At 65.9% G+C, this 17,907-nt stretch carries 15 protein-coding genes; 11 read left to right on the top strand and 4 right to left on the bottom strand.

From position 1 onward, the window contains the following. The first annotated feature begins 45 nt into the window (after window positions 1-45). The 10 genes from DVB37_RS15465 to DVB37_RS15420 all read left to right on the top strand — a co-directional run bounded on the left by DVB37_RS15465 (window position 46) and on the right by DVB37_RS15420 (window position 11,427). Entirely contained in the window at window positions 46-939 is an 894-nt protein-coding gene (locus tag DVB37_RS15465) for an alpha/beta hydrolase (protein ID WP_120156108.1), read from the top strand. 166 nt (window positions 940-1,105) lie between these two features. Continuing rightward, window positions 1,106-2,404, top strand: coding sequence for a cyclopropane-fatty-acyl-phospholipid synthase family protein (locus DVB37_RS15460; protein ID WP_104145089.1), 1,299 nt, complete (start codon window positions 1,106-1,108; stop codon window positions 2,402-2,404). Further along, entirely contained in the window at window positions 2,401-3,258 is an 858-nt protein-coding gene (locus DVB37_RS15455) for a DUF1295 domain-containing protein (protein WP_240433889.1), read from the top strand. The genes DVB37_RS15460 and DVB37_RS15455 overlap by 4 nt, the downstream gene beginning before the upstream one ends. Before the next feature lie 2 nt (window positions 3,259-3,260). Then, on the top strand, window positions 3,261-4,346 hold the full coding sequence (locus DVB37_RS15450; RefSeq protein WP_120156106.1) for a cyclopropane-fatty-acyl-phospholipid synthase family protein: 1,086 nt from the start codon (window positions 3,261-3,263) through the stop codon (window positions 4,344-4,346). Window positions 4,347-4,361: 15 nt separating this feature from the next. Further along, window positions 4,362-4,934 carry a lipocalin family protein gene (locus DVB37_RS15445; RefSeq protein ID WP_120156103.1) on the top strand — a complete coding sequence of 191 codons (573 nt, stop codon included), beginning with the start codon at window positions 4,362-4,364 and terminating at the stop codon, window positions 4,932-4,934. A 378-nt stretch (window positions 4,935-5,312) separates the two neighbouring features. Continuing rightward, a complete protein-coding gene (locus DVB37_RS15440; RefSeq protein WP_046806934.1) occupies window positions 5,313-6,407 on the top strand; it encodes a TRAP transporter substrate-binding protein in 1,095 nt (364 codons plus the stop codon). A gap of 152 nt (window positions 6,408-6,559) precedes the next feature. Next, complete coding sequence (locus DVB37_RS15435) at window positions 6,560-7,222, top strand: TRAP transporter small permease subunit (RefSeq protein WP_104145092.1); 663 nt, start codon at window positions 6,560-6,562, stop codon at window positions 7,220-7,222. Window positions 7,223-7,224: 2 nt separating this feature from the next. After that, window positions 7,225-8,886, top strand: a complete 1,662-nt coding sequence (locus DVB37_RS15430) for a TRAP transporter large permease subunit (protein WP_046806932.1) — start codon at window positions 7,225-7,227, stop codon at window positions 8,884-8,886. Window positions 8,887-9,114: 228 nt separating this feature from the next. Beyond that, window positions 9,115-10,110, top strand: a complete 996-nt coding sequence (locus tag DVB37_RS15425) for a tripartite tricarboxylate transporter substrate binding protein (RefSeq protein ID WP_120156101.1) — start codon at window positions 9,115-9,117, stop codon at window positions 10,108-10,110. Window positions 10,111-10,119: 9 nt separating this feature from the next. Continuing rightward, on the top strand, window positions 10,120-11,427 hold the full coding sequence (locus tag DVB37_RS15420) for an acyl-CoA thioester hydrolase/BAAT C-terminal domain-containing protein (protein ID WP_120156099.1): 1,308 nt from the start codon (window positions 10,120-10,122) through the stop codon (window positions 11,425-11,427). 19 nt (window positions 11,428-11,446) lie between these two features. Here DVB37_RS15420 and DVB37_RS15415 read toward each other — a convergent pair whose 3' ends face one another. Both DVB37_RS15415 and DVB37_RS15410 read right to left on the bottom strand, forming a co-directional pair. Continuing rightward, window positions 11,447-12,748 carry a UDP-N-acetylglucosamine 1-carboxyvinyltransferase gene (locus DVB37_RS15415; RefSeq protein WP_120156097.1) on the bottom strand — a complete coding sequence of 434 codons (1,302 nt, stop codon included), beginning with the start codon at window positions 12,746-12,748 and terminating at the stop codon, window positions 11,447-11,449. Between the two features lie 207 nt (window positions 12,749-12,955). Beyond that, entirely contained in the window at window positions 12,956-14,101 is a 1,146-nt protein-coding gene (locus tag DVB37_RS15410; protein WP_120157515.1) for an MFS transporter, read from the bottom strand. Window positions 14,102-14,394: 293 nt separating this feature from the next. Between DVB37_RS15410 and DVB37_RS15405 the strand changes: the two genes are divergently transcribed. Further along, window positions 14,395-15,015: a TetR/AcrR family transcriptional regulator gene (locus DVB37_RS15405; protein WP_104145095.1), complete on the top strand. Its 621-nt coding sequence runs from the start codon at window positions 14,395-14,397 to the stop codon at window positions 15,013-15,015. A gap of 121 nt (window positions 15,016-15,136) precedes the next feature. Here the strand turns inward: DVB37_RS15405 and DVB37_RS15400 are convergent, their stop codons facing one another. Together DVB37_RS15400 and DVB37_RS15395 are read right to left on the bottom strand one after the other, a co-directional pair. Further along, entirely contained in the window at window positions 15,137-17,257 is a 2,121-nt protein-coding gene (locus DVB37_RS15400) for a DUF4034 domain-containing protein (RefSeq protein ID WP_120156095.1), read from the bottom strand. 106 nt (window positions 17,258-17,363) lie between these two features. Further along, window positions 17,364-17,840, bottom strand: a complete 477-nt coding sequence (locus DVB37_RS15395) for a hypothetical protein (protein ID WP_120156093.1) — start codon at window positions 17,838-17,840, stop codon at window positions 17,364-17,366. Window positions 17,841-17,907: the final 67 nt, after the last annotated feature.

The raw sequence follows: 17,907 nt of genomic DNA, 5'->3' as shown, positions 1-17,907 counted from the left end.
AGACGGCGGTGCCACACTTTTCACTGATCGCGCGGGCGCGCGGCGATGCGTAGCGTGCCCGTGGCGTCTTTGCTGGCGTTGCTGCTGGCCGGCTTGCTGATCCTGGGCTTGACGGCCTGCTCGCCGCTGACGGTGCTTAACGGCGCGGTGCCCGACAACGCCAGCCGCATCGTCACCGATGTGGCCTATGGCGACGACCCGCGCCAACGCGTCGATATCTACGCGCCACCCGGGGTGCGGAACCCGCCCGTGGTGGTTTTCTTCTATGGCGGCAGTTGGCGCAATGGCTCGCGCGCCGACTACAAATTCGTGGGCGACGCGCTGGCCTCGCGCGGCATCCTGGCCGTGATCGCCGATTACCGCCTATACCCCGACGCCGCCTATCCCGACTTCCTGGACGATTGCGCGCGCGCCGTCGCGTGGACGCTGCGCCACGTGGCCGACTACGGCGGCGACCCCGCGCGCGTCTTCGTGGCGGGCCACAGCGCGGGGGGCTACAACGCCGCCATGATCGCGCTGGACCCGCGCTGGCTACAGCGCCAGGGCGCCTCACCGTCGATGCTGCGCGGGTGGATCGGCATGGCCGGCCCCTATGACTTCCTGCCGATCGTGGCGGCCAGCCTGAAGCCGGTCTTCCGCTTCCCGGGCACGCCGCCCGACTCCCAGCCGATTACCCACGTCACGGCCAACGCGCCGCCCACCTTGCTGATGGCCGGCATGGCGGACACCACGGTCGACCCGCATCGCAACACCGAAGGCCTGGCCGCCGCCTTGCAGGCCGCCCATGTGCCCGTGACGCTGGTGCGTTACGACGGCCTGGGGCATGCGCTGCTGGCCGGCGCGCTGGCGCGTCCCTTGCGCTGGCGGGCGCCGGTGCTGGACGACTTGGCGGGTTTTGTCTTGGATGCGTCGGGCGGGCCGCTGCGGGCCGACCCATAGCGCGTTCAAGTAGCGCATGGGTCGCATATCGGCCCGGTGCTACGGGTTTTCCCCGATGAATCCAATGCATCCGGGCGTACGTATATACGGCATCCACACGCGCAGCCGGGAATTCCGACGCCCACCGAAACCCCTGCGCTTAACCCTCCGAACCAGGAGAAGACCGATGAGATCTCCCTCTGACTCCGAACGCCTGGCGCTGGACAAGGCTTGCGCGCCTCAGGCCGCGCAGCCCCTGTCGCTGACCGAGCGCCTGTTGCGTCGGCGCTTGCTGGGACAACTGGCGCAATTGCAAGGCGGACGGTTGGTGATTGACGACGCAATGGGCAGCGTTGAACTGGGCGGGCAGGACGCCACGGCGGGCCGGCCGTTGCGCCTGCGGGTGCGCGATCCGGCCTTCTACCGCGCCATCGCCGCCAACGGCAGCGTGGGCGGGGGCGAATCCTATGGCGACGGCCATTGGCACTGCGACGATCTGACCGGCCTGATCCGGCTGCTGGTGCGCAACCGCGATCTGCTTGACGGCATGGAGCGTGGCGTGGCGCGGTTGGGCGGCGTGGCGATGCGCGCCTTGCATGCGTGCCGCCGCAACACGCGCGCCGGCAGCCGCCGCAACATTGCCGCCCACTACGATCTGGGTAACGACTTTTTCGGCCTGTTCCTGTCGCAAGACATGATGTATTCGTCCGCCATGTGGGCGGGCGAGGACGACACGCTGGAGCAGGCGTCCACCCGCAAGCTGGATGTGATCTGCCGCAAGCTGGACCTGCAACCCGGCCAGCATGTGGTCGAGATCGGCACGGGGTGGGGCGGTTTTGCGCTGCACGCGGCGCGCCACTACGGCTGCCGTGTTACCACCACGACGATTTCGCGCGAGCAGCACGCGCTGGCCACAGAACGCATCCGCCGCGCCGGCCTGCAATACCGCGTGGACGTGCTGCTGCAAGACTATCGCGACCTGCACGGGCAGTTCGACAAGCTCGTGTCCATAGAAATGATCGAGGCGATCGGGGCCGACTACCTGCCCACGTATTTCGGCAAGGTGGGCCAGCTGCTCAAGCCCGATGGGATGGCGCTGATCCAGGCCATCACCATCGAAGACCATCGTTATGCGCAGGCGCTCAAGGCGGTGGACTACATCAAGCGGCATATCTTTCCCGGCAGCTTCATGCCGTCGATCCAGGCGATGCTGCAAGCCAAGACGCGCGCCAGCGACCTGAGCCTGGTGCATCTGGAGGACTTTGGCCTGTCTTACGCGCGCACGCTGGCAGCGTGGCGCGAGCGCTTCATGGCGAACCTGGACGCGGTGCGCGGGCAGGGCTTTGACGACCGCTTCATCCGCCTGTGGGAGTTTTACCTGGCCTACTGCGAAGGCGGCTTTCGCGAACGCGCCATCGGCGTGTCGCATCTGTTGTTGGCGCGGCCCGGGGCCACGCCGGCAGCGGCGCGGTGGGCGGCGCCATGACGCCCGACATGACGCCCGACATGACGCCCGACATGACGCCCATCATGCAAGCCCTGATGGTGGCCGCCGTGGCCGCGTTGCTGATGGCCGGCGGCTGGCTGTGGCAGCGGCGCCATCACAACGCGGGCATCGTCGACGCGATGTGGGCATCCGGCATGGCCGTGGCCGCCGTCCTGCTGGCCTGGACCGGCCCGGGCGCGGCCACCCCGCGTGTGCTGCTGGCCGTGTTGGGCGGCGTCTGGGCGGGACGGCTGGCGCTGCACATCTGGAAGCGCGTGCGCCACGGCGAAGAAGACGGCCGCTACCGTGCCCTGCGCGCGCACTGGAACGGCAGCCAGGGCAAGTTCGCGCTGTTCTTCCTGGCGCAGGCGGGGCTGGTCGTCTTCATGTCCTTGCCGTTCATTGCCGTGGCCGCCAACCCCGTGCCCGGCATGACGCCTTGGGCCTGGCTGGGCGTGCTGGTGTGGGCGGTGTCGGTGGCGGGCGAAACCGTGGCTGACCGGCAATTGGACGCCTTTCGCGCCGACCCCGCCAACCGTGGTCGCACCTGCCGTGCCGGCCTGTGGCGCGTATCGCGGCATCCCAATTATTTCTTCGAATGGTTGCACTGGTTCAGCTACGTGGCGCTGGCGGCGGGCAGCGGCTTGGCCTGGCTGGCGTGGGTGGGCCCCATCGCCATGTACCTCTTCCTGCGCTGGATCAGCGGCATTCCCTACACCGAGGCGCAAGCCCTGCGCAGCCGGGGCGAAGACTATCGCCAGTATCAACGCACCACGCCGATGCTGTTTCCGTGGTTTCCGAAGCGCGATTGCGCCGGATCACCGCATCACCGCACCCCGACGCCAGAGGAATAATCATGAACGCTGCCACGTTGACTGAATCGCGCCTGGCTTCCGACCGGGCCGCGCCCGGCCTGCTGGGGCTGGCTGAACGCGGCCTGGTGCCCGACGCGCTTTTGCGCCTGGGCATCCGGCGCCTGTGCGCACAACGCCTGCGCGACGAAAGCGCCGGGGGTCCCGCCGCCCAGGCGCGGCGCTACCAACATCTGATCGATGAACTGCGCGCCAGCCCCGTGGCCATACACACCGACGACGCCAACGCCCAGCACTACGAACTGCCCGCTGAATTCTTCACGCTGTGCCTGGGCCGTCAATTGAAGTATTCCGGCTGCTATTACGCCACGGGGCGGGAAACGCTGGACCAGGCCGAAGCCGCCATGCTGGAGCTTTATGGCGTGCGCGCCGAACTGGCGGACGGCCAGCGCATTCTGGAACTGGGTTGCGGCTGGGGCTCGTTGACCCTGTGGATGGCCGAACGCTATCCGACGGCGCGCATCACCGCCGTGTCGAACTCCGCCTCGCAGCGCCAGCACATCCAGGCGCAATGCCGCGCGCGCGGGCTGGACAACGTCGAGGTCATCACCTGCGACGTCAACACGCTGCAACTGCATCCGCAGACCTTCGACCGCTGCGTGTCCGTGGAAATGTTCGAGCACATGCGCAATTACCAGGCGCTGCTGGCGCGGATCGGGTCATGGCTGCGTCCGGGCGGCAAGCTGTTCGTGCACCTGTTTGCGCACCGCAGCCTGATGTACCCCTTCGAGACCGAGGGCGACGACAACTGGATGGGCCGGCATTTCTTCACGGGCGGCCTCATGCCGTCGGCAGACACCTTGCTGTGGTTTCAGGGCGACCTGCGCATCGAAGCGCGCTGGCTGGTTGACGGCAGCCACTACCAACGCACCGCGAACCACTGGCTGGCCAACCAGGACGCCCATCGCGCCCAGGTGCTGACAGTGCTGGAAAAGGCCTACGGCGCGCCGCTGGCCCGCCTGTGGTTCAACCGCTGGCGCATGTTCTGGATGGCGTGCGCCGAGTTGTTCGGCTACCAGAACGGGCAGGCCTGGATGGTGGCCCACTACCGCTTTGCGCGGCCAGACTGAAGGAGGGCACTGCCCATGCGCAAGACCTTACGCGTTGCCGGCTTGGCGTTGCTTGCCGCCTTGACGGGCTGCGGCGGCCCCACGCCCATGCCGCCCGTGGCGCAGGTGGACATCCCGCGCTTCATGGGCGATTGGTACGTCATCGCCGGCATTCCGACCTGGCCCGAGCGCGCGTCGTTCAACGCGGTGGAAACCTACGCCTTGCTGCCCGACGGGGGCATTCAGACCACGTTCCGCTATCGCCACGGCGGCTTTGACGCCAAGGTGAAAACGATGCGGCCCGAAGGCACGGTGCAACCCGGCACCGGCAACGCGGTGTGGGGCATGCAGTTCATCTGGCCGATCCAGGCGGAATACGTCATTGCCTATGTGGACGACGCCTATCAGCAGACGATCATCGGCCGCAGCAAGCGCGACTACGTCTGGATCATGGCGCGCACGCCCACCTTGCCGGATGCCGACTATGCGCGCCTGGTCGACAAGGTGCGCGAGCTGGGCTACGACCCGGCATTGCTGCGCCGCGTGCCGCAGCAGTGGCCCGAACAAGGGCCGGACCCGCGCACCTACCCTGAAGCGGGCAAGGGCTAGGGGTTAGGGGGCAGGGCAAGGGCCAGGGCAGGGCGTCGGAATGCGCCGCGAGCTAAATATTTTTTGGTTATATAAACCGGCGTTTTTATTTGCCGGTCGAATCCGGCATCGCGCCATCTGATCCGGTCCCCATACCCGTGCAGAAGGCAATGACGCGGCCCTGAAAGCGGGGCTGGTCATACCAGTGCCGTGACGCACAAAAATTTCACGAAACTTACGGCAAGGGTTTTCCCGCTACGTACGGCGTTTATTTTTCCCATAGCATCGCACCCAAAATCAAAAGCGCGACCATTTGTTACCCATGGGATCGCGCCCACGGGGCTCCACCAATTCGCCCCAGGACCCGGAAAAGAACTTTATCCAAGTTGGGAGACTTGCATGCAACGCCGTTCGTTTTTGAAGAAAGCCACTTTGGGAGCCGCTGCCGGCGGCGCCACCCTGGCGGTGCCCGCCATCGCGCAGGAAGCCCCCACGCTGAACTGGCGCCTGGCCTCCAGCTTCCCCCGCAGTGCCGACGCCATTTTCTCGGGCGGCGAAAGCGTCGCCAAGTACGTGTCGGAAGCCACGGGCGGCAAGTTTTCCATCCGCGTGTTCCCGGCCGGTGAAATCGTTCCGGCGCTGCAAGTGCTGGACGGCGTGCAAAACGGCACGATCGAATGCGGCCACAGCGCCTCGTACTACTACTACGGCAAGGACCCGGTCCTGAGCTTTGACGCCGCCGTGCCGTTCGGCCTGAACACCCGCCAGATGAATTCGTGGATGCGCCACGGCGACGGCCTGTCGCTGCTGCGCGACGTCTTCAAGACCTACAACATCGTCAACTTCCCCTGCGGCTATACCGGCACGCAGATGGGCGGCTGGTTCCGCAAGGAAATCAAAACGGTGGACGACCTGAAGGGCCTGAAGTTCCGCGTCAGCGCGTTCGCGGGCGCGGTGCTGTCGCGCCTGGGCGTGGTGCCGCAGCAGATCGCCGGCGGCGACATCTACCCGGCGCTGGAAAAGGGCACCATCGACGCGGCCGAATGGATCGGCCCCTACGACGATGAAAAGCTGGGCTTCAACAAGGTGGCCCCGCACTACTACTACCCGGGCTGGTGGGAAGGCACGCTGCAAGTGTCGCTGTACGTCAACCAGGACGCCTACAACAAGCTGCCCAAGCACTACCAGGCCATCCTGGCGCAGGCATCGGCCGCGGCGACCAACGACATGATCGCCAAGTACGACGCCGAGAACCCCGCCGCGCTGCGCCGCCTGATCGCCCAGGGCGCCAAGCTGCAATCGTTCCCCAAGCCCGTCATGGACGCGTGCTTTGCGGAATCGGTCAAGCTGTACGACGAAATGAGCGCCAAGAATCCGGTGTTCAAGAAGGTCTACGAAAGCATGAAGAACTTCCGCGACAACGAACTGCCCTGGTTCCGTGTTGCCGAAGGCAGCTATGACAGCTACATGGGCACGATCAACCGCGGCAAGTAAGCCCCGGCCAGTGCCCAAGGCGCGCGGGGATGTGCCGCATCCCCGCGCGCCTGCTGGATTTTTGCCGCTGTTTTTTCGCCTCTGTCCTGTCTGTCTCTCCTCAAGTTGCACATTGACCGCGCGTAAGTCCCGCGCCGGTCCGGATATCCAACATGAATGCCCTCTTAGCCCTATCCCGTTTGATCGATGCGATCAACACGGTGGTCGGCCGGTGCGTGACGTGGTTGACGCTGGTCGTCGTCCTGGTCAGCGCCGGCAACGCCGTCGTGCGCAAGGTCTTCCAGATCAGCTCCAACGCCTGGCTTGAAATGCAGTGGTACCTGTTCGGCGCCATCTTTCTGTTGGCCGCCGGGTACACGCTGCTGCGCAACGAACACGTGCGCGTGGACGTGCTGTCCTCGCGCCTGTCGCGGCGCAAGCAGATCTACATCGACATCTTCGGCGTCATCTTCTTCTTGATGCCCGCCTGCCTGCTCATCACCTACCTGTCCTGGCCGGTGTTCATGGATTCGTTCGTGACGAATGAACAGTCGTCCAATACCGGCGGCCTGGTGCGCTGGCCGGTCAAGCTGCTGATTCCTGTTGGCTTTGCCTTGCTGGTGTTGGCGGGCCTGTCGCACTTGATCAAGTGCGTGGGCTTCCTGATGGGCAAGTGCCCGGACCCCGGCGCGCGCGCCACCGAGATTTCCGCCGAGGAAGCCCTGGCGCTGGAAATCGCCGAAGAAGCGCGCGTGCGTGAAGAACGCGCGTTGGCGGCGCAAGGTGGGAAGCCGCCCGGCGGCGCCGGCGATCAACACGGACAGGACGGACGCTGACCATGGAATTCTTGACTGCAAACATGGCTCCCATCATGTTCGCCACCTTGGTGGTGTTCTTGCTGATGGGCTTTCCCGTGGCCTTCGCGCTGGCGGCCAACGGCATTCTTTTTGCGTTGATCGGCATTGAACTGGGCCTTTTGAACGCGGCGTTGTTCCAGGCCTTGCCGCAACGCATCTTCGGCATCATCTCCAACGACACGTTGCTGGCGGTGCCATTCTTTACCTTGATGGGGTTGGTGCTTGAACGATCAGGCATGGCCGAGGACCTGCTGGAAACCATCGGCCAGTTGTTCGGCACCGTGCGCGGCGGCCTGGCCATCGCAGTGGTGTTCGTGGGCGCGATGCTGGCCGCCACCACCGGCGTGGTGTCGGCCTCGGTCATCTCGATGGGCCTGATCTCGCTGCCGATCATGCTGCGCTATGGCTACGACCGCAGGCTGGCCAGCGGCATCATCGCCGCGTCGGGCACGCTGTCGCAGATCATCCCGCCGTCGCTGGTGCTGATCATCCTGGCCGACCAGCTGGGCCGTTCGATCGGCGACATGTACCGTGGCGCCATCGTGCCCGGCTTCATGTTGGCCGGCACCTACGTGTTGTTCGTCATCATCAAGTCGTACCTGAAGCCCGATTCAGCGCCGGCGCTGCCCGAAGAAGCACGGTCGTTTCACGAAGCCAACGGCACGCGCGGCGGTCGTTCGCTGCTGGTGCTGATGGTGATCTCGGCGTTGTCCGCGTACTTTGTCGGCCAATACATCGAAGCCGATACGGCGCCGGTGGACGAGCAGATTGTGCTGTCGCTGCTGATCTGGGGGCTGACCGCCTTCATCATTGCCGGCGTCAACAAGGTCTTCAAGATCGGCCTGCTGTCGGCTCTTGCCGAACGGGTCACCTTCGTGATGATCCCGCCGCTGTTCCTGATCTTCCTGGTGCTGGGCACCATCTTCATCGGCGTGGCGACGCCGACCGAAGGCGGCGCCATGGGCGCGGTGGGCGCCATCATCATGGCGCTGATCCGTGGCCGCCTGACGCTGAACCTGATGAAGCAGGCCATGGACACCACCACCAAGCTGTCCACCTTCGTGGTGTTCATCCTGGTGGGCTCGACGGTGTTCGGCCTGACCTTCCGGGGCGTCAACGGCGACTTGTGGGTGGAACACCTGCTGATCAGCCTGCCGGGCGGCGAGCTGGGCTTCTTGATTGCCGTCAGCGTGCTGACCTTCGTGCTGGCCTTCTTCCTGGACTTCTTCGAATTGGCCTTCATCATCGTGCCGTTGCTGGGGCCGGTGGCCGACAAGCTGGGCATCGACCTGATCTGGTTCGGCGTGCTGCTGGCGGTCAACATGCAAACCTCGTTCATGCACCCGCCGTTTGGGTTTGCGCTGTTCTACCTGAGATCGGTGGCGCCTAAGGATAGGTACAAGGACAAGGTCACGGGCAGGATGATCGAACCCGTCACCACGGGCCAGATCTATCGCGGTTCCATCCCGTTCATCGTGATTCAGCTGGCGATGGTGGCGGCGGTGATGGCGTTTCCCGGCCTGGTCATGCACTACAAGAGCGACGAGGCGCAGGTGGATTCCAGCAAGGTGAAGATCGAGGTCGATACGTCCTACGGCACCAGCACCTATGGCGGTGACGATCCGGGGGCGGACTTCAAGTAGCGGACCAGAATGCCGGCAGCGATGCCGGCATTTTTCTTTTGGGGATATCCCTAAATGGCGGTCCAAAGGTATTGCATACAAGATACCGTCATTGTGACCGCCGCTGTTCGGCGTGCGGCCTGTGCGTCTTTCCCCATTTCCTGTGTCCGGCCACGCGGCGTCTTGTCATGGCACGCGCGGACGGTGCCGCATTGCCTTGTCTTTGCCCTTGCCCCGCTGGAGAGTCGTATGAATGTGTCCCGCCGCCATGCCCTGGCCGCGCTTGCCGCGCTGCCCCTGATGCCGCTCACCTCGCGCCTTGCGTGGGCGCAGCCCGCATTTCCGACGCGCCCCGTGCGCCTGCTGGTGGGCTTTGCGCCCGGCGGCCTGACCGACATTGCGGCCCGCGCGCTGGCCGAGCGCATGGGCAAAACCCTGAAGCAGAACGTGGTGGTGGAAAACCGGCCGGGCGGCCAGGCCATCATCGCCACCGTGGCGGTGGCGCGCGCCGAACCCGACGGCTACACGCTGGGCTTTGCCGGCACCAACGGCATGATCCTGAACCCCTTGCTGTACAACAACCTGCCGTACCAGCAGTCGGACTTCAAGCAGCTGGGGTCAATGGGCAAGTCGCCCATGCTGTTGATCGTGCACCCCGACCTGGGCGTGAATACCGTGCAGGAATTCATTGCGCTGGCCAAGAAAAAGCCCGGCGACATCACCTGCGCCCATGCCGGGCGAGGCGTTATCAACCACCTGGCGTTGCTGCATTTCCAATCCAAGACCGGCACGCAGTTTCAAGACGTGCCGTACAAGGGCAGCGGCCCCGCGCTGCTGGACCTGATGGCCGGCACGGTGCAAAGCACGTTCGACTTTCCCACGTCGGCCTTGGCCAACATCAAGTCGGGCAAGCTGAAGGTGCTGGCCGTGACCGCCGACAAGCGCCTGTCCAGCCTGCCCGATGTGCCCACCATGAAAGAGGCGGGCGTGGATGGCTTCGAGCTGTACACGCGCATGATGATTTCCGGCCCCGCCGCCATGCCGGCGGACGTGGTGAAGGTGCTTGAGAACGCCGTGCGCGAAGGCACGCGCGACCCTGGCCTGATCCAGCAATTCGCCGAGCAGGGCGTGGCCGTTGAGTTCACGTCGTCGGCGGACCTGGACAAGGTCATTGCCGACGAATCCGCCATGTGGGCCGAGGTCATCAAGGCCAACGGCGTGCCCAAGACCGATCTGAAAGCGTAAGGACGCACCGTGACCGACCAAGCCCGCATTACCGTCAGCCCCGAAATCGCCCTGATCGACGTCGCCCGCGACATCCGCATCGAAGGCTTTCCGGCCTATGCCTTCATCACTGTCCGGGCCAGCATGCAGATGTGCGGCGCGCCGTGGCGCTCGCAAGCCGTGTTCGTGGCGGGCCACGACGGCAGCCTGGACCTGGGGCGCGACAGCCCCGTGTCCGGCAGCTACGCCGAGCCGTCCGCCATGGGCCTGGTGTGGTCCATGGTGTGCGAAGACATGAGCCGCGTGGTGTTTCCGCCCGATCGCACCGAGCCGCTGGTGGTCCAGATTGACGCGACGGACGGGACGCAGCACGCGTCGGCGCAACTGGTGCAGGATTTTCTGGAAGAGGGCGTCACGCATCGCGCGGTGCGCGAACAAGTCGGCGGCATGACCATTTCGGGCGAACTGTATACGCCGGCGGGGCCGGGGCCGCATCCGCTGGTCATCTACATGAACGGCTCGTCGGGCGGCGTCAACGCGCCGCGCGCCGCGCTGTTTGCCGCGCGCGGTTTCCAGTGCCTGGCGCTGGCCATCTTCAACTACGACGGCCGCCCGAAGTACCTGAACGACATGCCGCTGGAGTATTTTGAACACGCGCTGCGCTGGGCGCATGCCGAGCTGGCGCCGCGCGACGGCTTCGTGGCACTGTCGGGCATCAGCCGGGGCGGCGAGACCTCGCTGTTGGTGGCCTCGCACTATCCCGATTTGGTCAGCGCGGTGGCCGCCTACGTGCCGTCGCCCGTCATGCACGGCGTGGTCAGCGCGGGCTCGCCCGGCACGGGCCGCGATGCGCAGGTGTGGACGAAAAACGGCGAGCCGCTACCGCATCTGTGGCAGAACAACGCCAGTGCCGATTGGGAAGCGGCCTACGCGTCCGAGCCGCCGTATCGGCAAACCCACGCCTTTCTAAGCGCCACGCGCGATGCGGCGGCGGTCGAGCGCGCTCGCATTCCGGTCGAGAACTACCCCGGCCCGGTCATGCTGATCAGCGCGTCCGATGACGGCTTCTGGCCCAGCACCGCATATTCCGAAATGGTGATGCGCCAGCGCCAGGCGCATGGGCTGGCCACGTTCCACCACGTGTGCATGGGGGCGGGGCATCACGTGCACTACCCGTACCTGCCGGCCACGCTGATCAGCAAGCCGCACGCAATGTCGGGCCTGCTGCTGGACGCGGGGGGGTCGCCAGCCGCGAATGCGGCGGGCAACGAGGGGTCTTACCTGGCGGTGCTGGAATTCTTGAACCGGGCAGCGGGCACGCCGGCTGACGGCTTGTGAGCCATGGGAGCCGGGGCCACTATTCCTCGGTAGCCCATTCCACCTGCACGCCCAGGCTGCGCAGGTTTTCCACGAACTGCGGATGCGCGCGGCGAATCGGCGTTGCGTTGCGGATTTCGGAACGCCCCTTGATGCTGCTGGCGACCATGAACAGCGCGATCGCCACGCGGATGATGTAGGGGCTTTCCACCACGGCCGGCGTCAGCGGCATGCCGCCGAACGTCACCACGCGGTGCGGGTCCGAAGAAAACACGTGCGCCCCGAATTTGGACAGCTCGCCCGTCCAGCCCAGCGCGCCGTCATAGACCTTGTTCCAGAACATGGCGTTGCCTTCGGCGCACACGCCCAACGCGATGAAGATGGGCAGCAGGTCCACCGGAAAGTATGGCCACGGCGCGGCTTCCACCTTGGTCAGCACGTTGCTGGTGAAGGGCGTTTGCACCTTGAGCGGGCCGGTGCGCAGCGCGCGCGACCAGCCGTCCTTGTGCTCGATCGTGACGCCGAACTTGGCGAAGGTGCGGTCGATCAGCGGGAAGTTGCCCGGCGTGCGGTTGCGCACCACGACATCGCCGCCGGTAATCGCACCCAGCGCGAGGAACGTAGTGATTTCGTGGAAATCTTCTTCAAAGGTGAACTCGCCGCCGCCCAGCGTTGCGCCACCGCGCACGGTCAGGCGCGACGTGCCGATGCCGTCGATGTCCGCGCCCATCATCACCATGAAGCGGCAGAACTCCTGCACGTGCGGCTCGGACGCGGCGTTGGTCAGCGTGGATTCGCCTTGCGCGGCGGCCGCGCACAGCACGAAGTTTTCGGTGGTGGTGACCGACGCGTAATCCAGCCAGTGATGCGTGGCCGTCAACGGTCCGCTGCTGCGCACCAGCAACGACCCGCTGGCGCGTTCCACCTGCCCGCCGAACGAACGGAAAATGTCCACGTGCGGATCGATTTCGCGCACGCCCAGCGTGCACCCCTTGACGTTGTCTTCCAGCCGCGCCACCCCGAAGCGCGCCAGCAGCGGCGGCACCAGCATGATCGACGAGCGCATCTCTTCGGGCAGGCGGTGCGCGGTGGCGTCGAACGCGGTGTGCCGATGATGCAGCGCCAGCGTGCGCGTGGCTTCATCCAGCTTTACCTCGCTGCCCAAGGTGCGAAAGATGTCCAGGATCTTGCGCACGTCGGTAATGTCCGGCACGCCATGCAGGGTCAGCGGCTGGTCGGTCAACAACGTGGCGCACAGAATTGGCAGCACCGCGTTCTTGTTGGCCGAAGGAATGACGCGGCCGCGCAGGGGCGTGCCGCCGTGGACGATAAGGTTGGACATGGGGAAAGGGCGGCCGAAGCGCGGACCTGAAGCAAGAAGTGGCGGGAATTGTACTGGTACGCCCCGAGGTGGGCCCGCCCGCCGGGTGAACAAACGTATCAAACTGCAATCGACACGGCGGGGCACAGGGCGGGGCATACGGCGGGGCATACGGCGGGGCATACGGCGGGGAACACGGAGGGGAACACGGTGAGGTACGCGGCGATGCTAATGGCCCGCCACCAGCGCGCCGGACGTGCGTAATCCGGGCCGGAACGCATGCGCGTGCGCGCCCCATGCAATCAGGAAGGCGACGCCGACCAAGGCCAGCAGCACCCAGGGGAACGCGGCAACGCCCCAGCCCCCAAGCAGCATGCCGCCCACCACGCCGGCCGAGGCGATTGCCCCGTTCCAGGCCACCACGTTCATGGACAGCGCCACATCGGCGCCCTTGCCCGCCGCGTCGGCCAGCGCGGTTTGCAACAGGGTGGCGGCGCCGCCGAAGCTTATGCCCCACACCGCCACGCCCAGGTAAACAATGGCGGGGGTAATGGGCGCCACGCCAAACACCAGCGCGGTCACGCCGAACGCGCCCAGGCTGGCCAACACGGTGGCGCGCAAATGGCGGTCCACCAGTTTGCCGGTCACCCAGATGCCCGCCAGGGCGGCCGTGCCGAACACCAGCAACACCAGGTCCACGCGCTTGCCCAACCCGGCCGGCGCCACAAACGGCGCGATGTAGGTATAGAGGATGTTGTGCGCCAGCATCCATGCGATGACCACGGCCAACACCGGGCGCACGCCCGGCGTCAGGAACACGCGGCGCAGCGGCATGCGTTCGTGCGACGACTGGCCCGGGTAGTCGGGCACCTTGGCCAGCACCCAGGCAATCAGCACCAAGGTCAGCGCGGACATGATCCAGAATGCCATGCGCCAACCCACCGTGGCCCCCAACAAGGTGCCCAGCGGTACCCCGAGCGACAGCGCGATGGGCGTGCCCACCATCGCCAACGCCAATGCGCGCCCCTGTTGCCACGGCGCCACCATGCGCCGCGCATAGCCTGCGATCAGGCTCCATGCCAGCCCGGCCGCCACGCCGGCGAAGAACCGTGCGACCAGCGTCAGCCAATAATTCGTCGACAGCGCGGTGGCGGAGTTGAAGACCAGGAAGCCGATGATGGTCATCAGCAGCACGGTGCGGCGGCGCCAGCCGCGCGTGGCGATCGTCAACGGGATGGCGGCCAGCAATGATCCCAATGCGTAGGCGGTCACCATCTGCCCGGCCCATGCCTGGCTTACGCCCAGCCCGGCACTGACCTGGGGCAGCAGCCCGGCGGGCAGGGTTTCGGTGACGATGCAGATAAAGCCGGTCATGGCCAGCGCCAGCAGCCCCGCGACGGGCAGGCGGTCGGGCGCGGTTGGCGCGGGGGTCAGGGTAGGGGATGTCACACGAAATCCTTTTCTTGCCCGGGCAGGCAAGCTGTTGCGGTGCTCGGGCGGTGATTGTTTTGGGGGCCGTCAGGGCGACGGTGTTTCCGAATTCGACGATACATGTGTACCGATTGATATAAATGTAGAGGTGGGGCTTTCGCGTTGTCAACGACTTTTGTATCGATTAGTATTGATGTCGCGAATTTCGAGTCGCTGATTTCAACGGAGGCACCGGCATGGCGCAAATGGGCAGGCCACGCGCGTTCGACCGCGAACAGGCGGTGGATCAGGCGCTGCATTTATTTTGGGAACAAGGCTATGAATCAACGTCGCTGAGCCAGCTGAAAGCGGGCATCGGCGGCGGCATTTCCGCGCCCAGCTTCTATGCGGCGTTCGGCTCGAAAGAGGCGCTGTACCAAGAGGCCGTTCAGCGCTACCTGGACACGTACGCGCGCGTCACGGAGAGCCTGTGGGACGACGCCCTGCCTCCGGCACAGGCCATTGAGCTGGCGTTGCGCCGCTCGACCAAAATGCAGTGCGAACGCCACCATCCCAAAGGGTGCATGGTGGCACTGGGCGTCATGAGTGCGCCCACCCCCGAGCACACCGCCGTGACGCAGCCCTTGACGCAGTCGCGCCAGCGCACGTATGCGGGTTTTATCCGCTGCGTGGAACGCGGCATCGCCAGCGGCGAGCTGGACCCCGCCACGGATGCCAAGGCGCTGGCCACGGTGTTCAACAGCTTTCTGTTGGGCGTGTCCATCGCGGCGCGCGACGGCGTGCGCCACGCGGTATTCGACGCCGCCATCACGCAGCTGATGCGCCAGTGGGACGTGGCGCGTGCGCAGGCGGGCTGAGCCGAGGGAAGCGGTCTGAGGCGAGCTGAATCGGTCCGAAGCGCCCTGAAGGGACCTGAAGCGACCTCAAGCCACCCGGACGTAAGACGATGCCCCCATCGCTGACCGTCGCACCCGTCGCCTAGCCGGCGTTGGCAGCGCTGCCGCTTTTGCCGTCACCCTCGCCGTCATCGCCCGCAAACGTCAGTTCGCGGGCGCGTTCGTCCATGCCGGCGCGGTCGCGCGCCAGGCGGCGGCGCAAGCGCCATCCGCCAAACCAGCCGCTGGCGTCGTTGATCTCGGCGCTAAGGCGTTGCAGGTATTCGTTATCGGGCGACAAGGCCAGCGCGCGGGCGACCCATACGTGGGCCAGATAGGCGTTGGCCTCGCAGCCACGGCCTTCCATGAAGGCGATGGCGTAGCTGCGGGCGGCAGTTTCGCGGTCGCCGTCGTGGTCCTGGTTCCACAGCCAGGGCAGCACGCTGTCCAGCGCGGCGCGCTGGTCTTCTTCCGACCCGCTGTGCATCAGCATCAGCCAGCTCAGGTTGCGCGCCGCCATGGCTTCCATGCGCGAGCCCCGGTCGGCCACGCGCCAATTGTTTTCCAGCCACCCTCGGTACGTCTGGTATTCATGCGCCGCAATGTCGCGGCCTTCGTCGATGGCGGCGTAGGCCAGGTTGTTGCGCGCAATCAGGTCGCCCGCTTCGGCGGCCTGCGTCAGGAAATTTCTTGCGGCGGCCTTGTCGATGCCCGGATAGTTGGCGTCGATCTTGCCGGCATACAGCTCGCTAAGCGACATCAGCGCGTCGGCGCGCTGGCGCCGGGCGCCTTCCTGCCACAGGAACAGCGCGGCCTCGGGCGACACGTCGCCCCACAGGTTGCGGCCCAGCTGCGCCAGGTTGAAAGAGCGGTCCTTGCCGTCCAGCGCAAAGCCGCGTTCAAGCAAGGCCTGGGTGTCCAGCTCGTCCACCTGCAAGCCGAACAGGCCGAACTTGCTGCCCACCGCTGCCAGCAAGACGGCTTCCACATCGTCGCCCCAGTGCGCGCCGCGCGTCAAAACCAGCGGGAACAGGCGCTGTGCGTCCGGCATGCCCTGAAACCACACGCAGGCCTGCAAGGTGAACAGCACGCCGGGGTAAGCGTCGTCCGCCAGGTCGATGTTGGTGGGCGCCACGGCGCATGCGCGCGTCAACAACGCGTAGGCGTGCTGCAACAGCCCGGCGTTCCAGTGCACGTCGCCGTCGTCGTCTTCACGGCGGGCGCGCGCTGTCTGGAAGTTGGCGTAGTGGCACAGCGCGCGGCATTGCAATTCGGCGGACACATCCAGCGTCAGCCATTGCTCGAAGGCGTCGCAAAACGCCGCGTTACGTTCGTCGTCGTCCACTTCCGGGTAGAAGGCGGGGTAGCCCAGATAATCCAGCTCTTTGTAAAACCGCAGCTCTTCGCGCTGTGCGTCGGTCAGCCCGGCGCAGACCGGGCCGTCGATGAAAGCCTGCATGTCGGCATGGCTGCCGTTCCATCGCGGGTACAGGAAGTACAGGTAGCTGATCAGCGCGCTCAGGTCGTTCGGGCGCAGCGCCAGCGACGTGCGCAGCCAATAGGTCTTGGGGTCGTCCTTGTCCTGGGGCGTGCGCGTGGGCAGGCCGTCGGGCCGCGAGGCCGGTAGTTCGGCCAGCCCCATGCCGCTGCGTTCGTCCAGCAGGCGCAGCGCCTGTTCCCAGACGTCGGGCGACCAGCTTGCCTGCAAGCCGTCGTGCGACGCGGCCACGCCATGTTCCAGCAAGTCGGCCAGCCAGTCGGGCTCGTCCAGGTACGCGCATACGCGCATGGTGCGCTGCACGGCCACCACGGGGCGTTCGTGCAAGGCCATGGCGTGCAGGAATGCCGCCACGGCGTGGTCGCGGGCCATCATCGCGCCGGCCCACTGGGCATCGTTTACGTAGTCGGCAGTGTTGCTGCTGCGTATGAGGCCGGCGATGCTTTCCCATTGGTTGCCGTAGGCCAGGTGGGCGTGATACGACGCCGGGCGCGCATCGCGCCGGGCGCGCACGCGGGCCAGGTTGTCGGCCGGCGCACGTTGCGGATCGCTGATGACGTCCAGCATCCACCGATACCCATAGCTTTCTCCGTCGCTGTCCAGCCAGCGCAAGGCGGCCGCTTCCAATAGGGCGTCCAGGTCGTCGTATTGGCCGGCGTCAAGCCATTCGCGCAGTTGCGCGCGGCGCGCGAGCAGGGTGTCGATCGTGTCGTTGGATGGGGTCATTCGCTACGGCAAGGTGGGTTCAGGGAACGGCGAACCCGGCGCGGCCGCGCGGAGGGCATGGCGCTTCGGGGCCGCTGTCTTTAACAACGGCAGCTTGGCCGGATAGTTAAATGGTGGGGGTGGCGGACGCGGCGGGCTCGCGGCTTTTGCGGATCAGCACCGCGCCCAGGATGGTCAACGCCAGGCCGCCGCCGACGTAGGGCAGCCCGAATATCAGGGCCCAGAAAAACAGCGCGGTGTTGGCGTCGTTGGCCGCTTGCGCGCCCGCCGTGGCTGCCTGGTGCGCACTGAAATCCATGGTCAACATCGTAGCGGGGATGGTCAGCATCAACGCCACGCCCAGCACCACGAAACCCCAGCCAATCAGGCGGCGCAGGTCGGCAATGCGGGCCAGCAATACCGCGGCCACCACGGTGATCAGCAGCCAGACCGCGGTGCCGACGTACATCATTGTGTCGCCGTCCGCCGCGTCAGGATCGGGCAAGCCGGCCAGCAAAAGCGGAAGCAGCACGCCATAGCTGACCTTGCCGATAAGCAGCCCCAACACAATGCTGACGATCCATTTGACGCTGTTAGAGGGCATGCGGGATTCCTTCGGTTTCGGTGTGGGGCGGGTGTGCTTGTGCCCGCTACGCAGTGCAGGGTGCCGC

Source organism: Achromobacter sp. B7 (genome assembly GCF_003600685.1).
Classification (GTDB): Bacteria; Pseudomonadota; Gammaproteobacteria; order Burkholderiales; family Burkholderiaceae_B; genus Achromobacter; species Achromobacter spanius_B.
The sequence above is the reverse complement of the archived record's forward strand: the minus strand, read 5'-3'. Positions and strand labels throughout refer to the sequence as shown.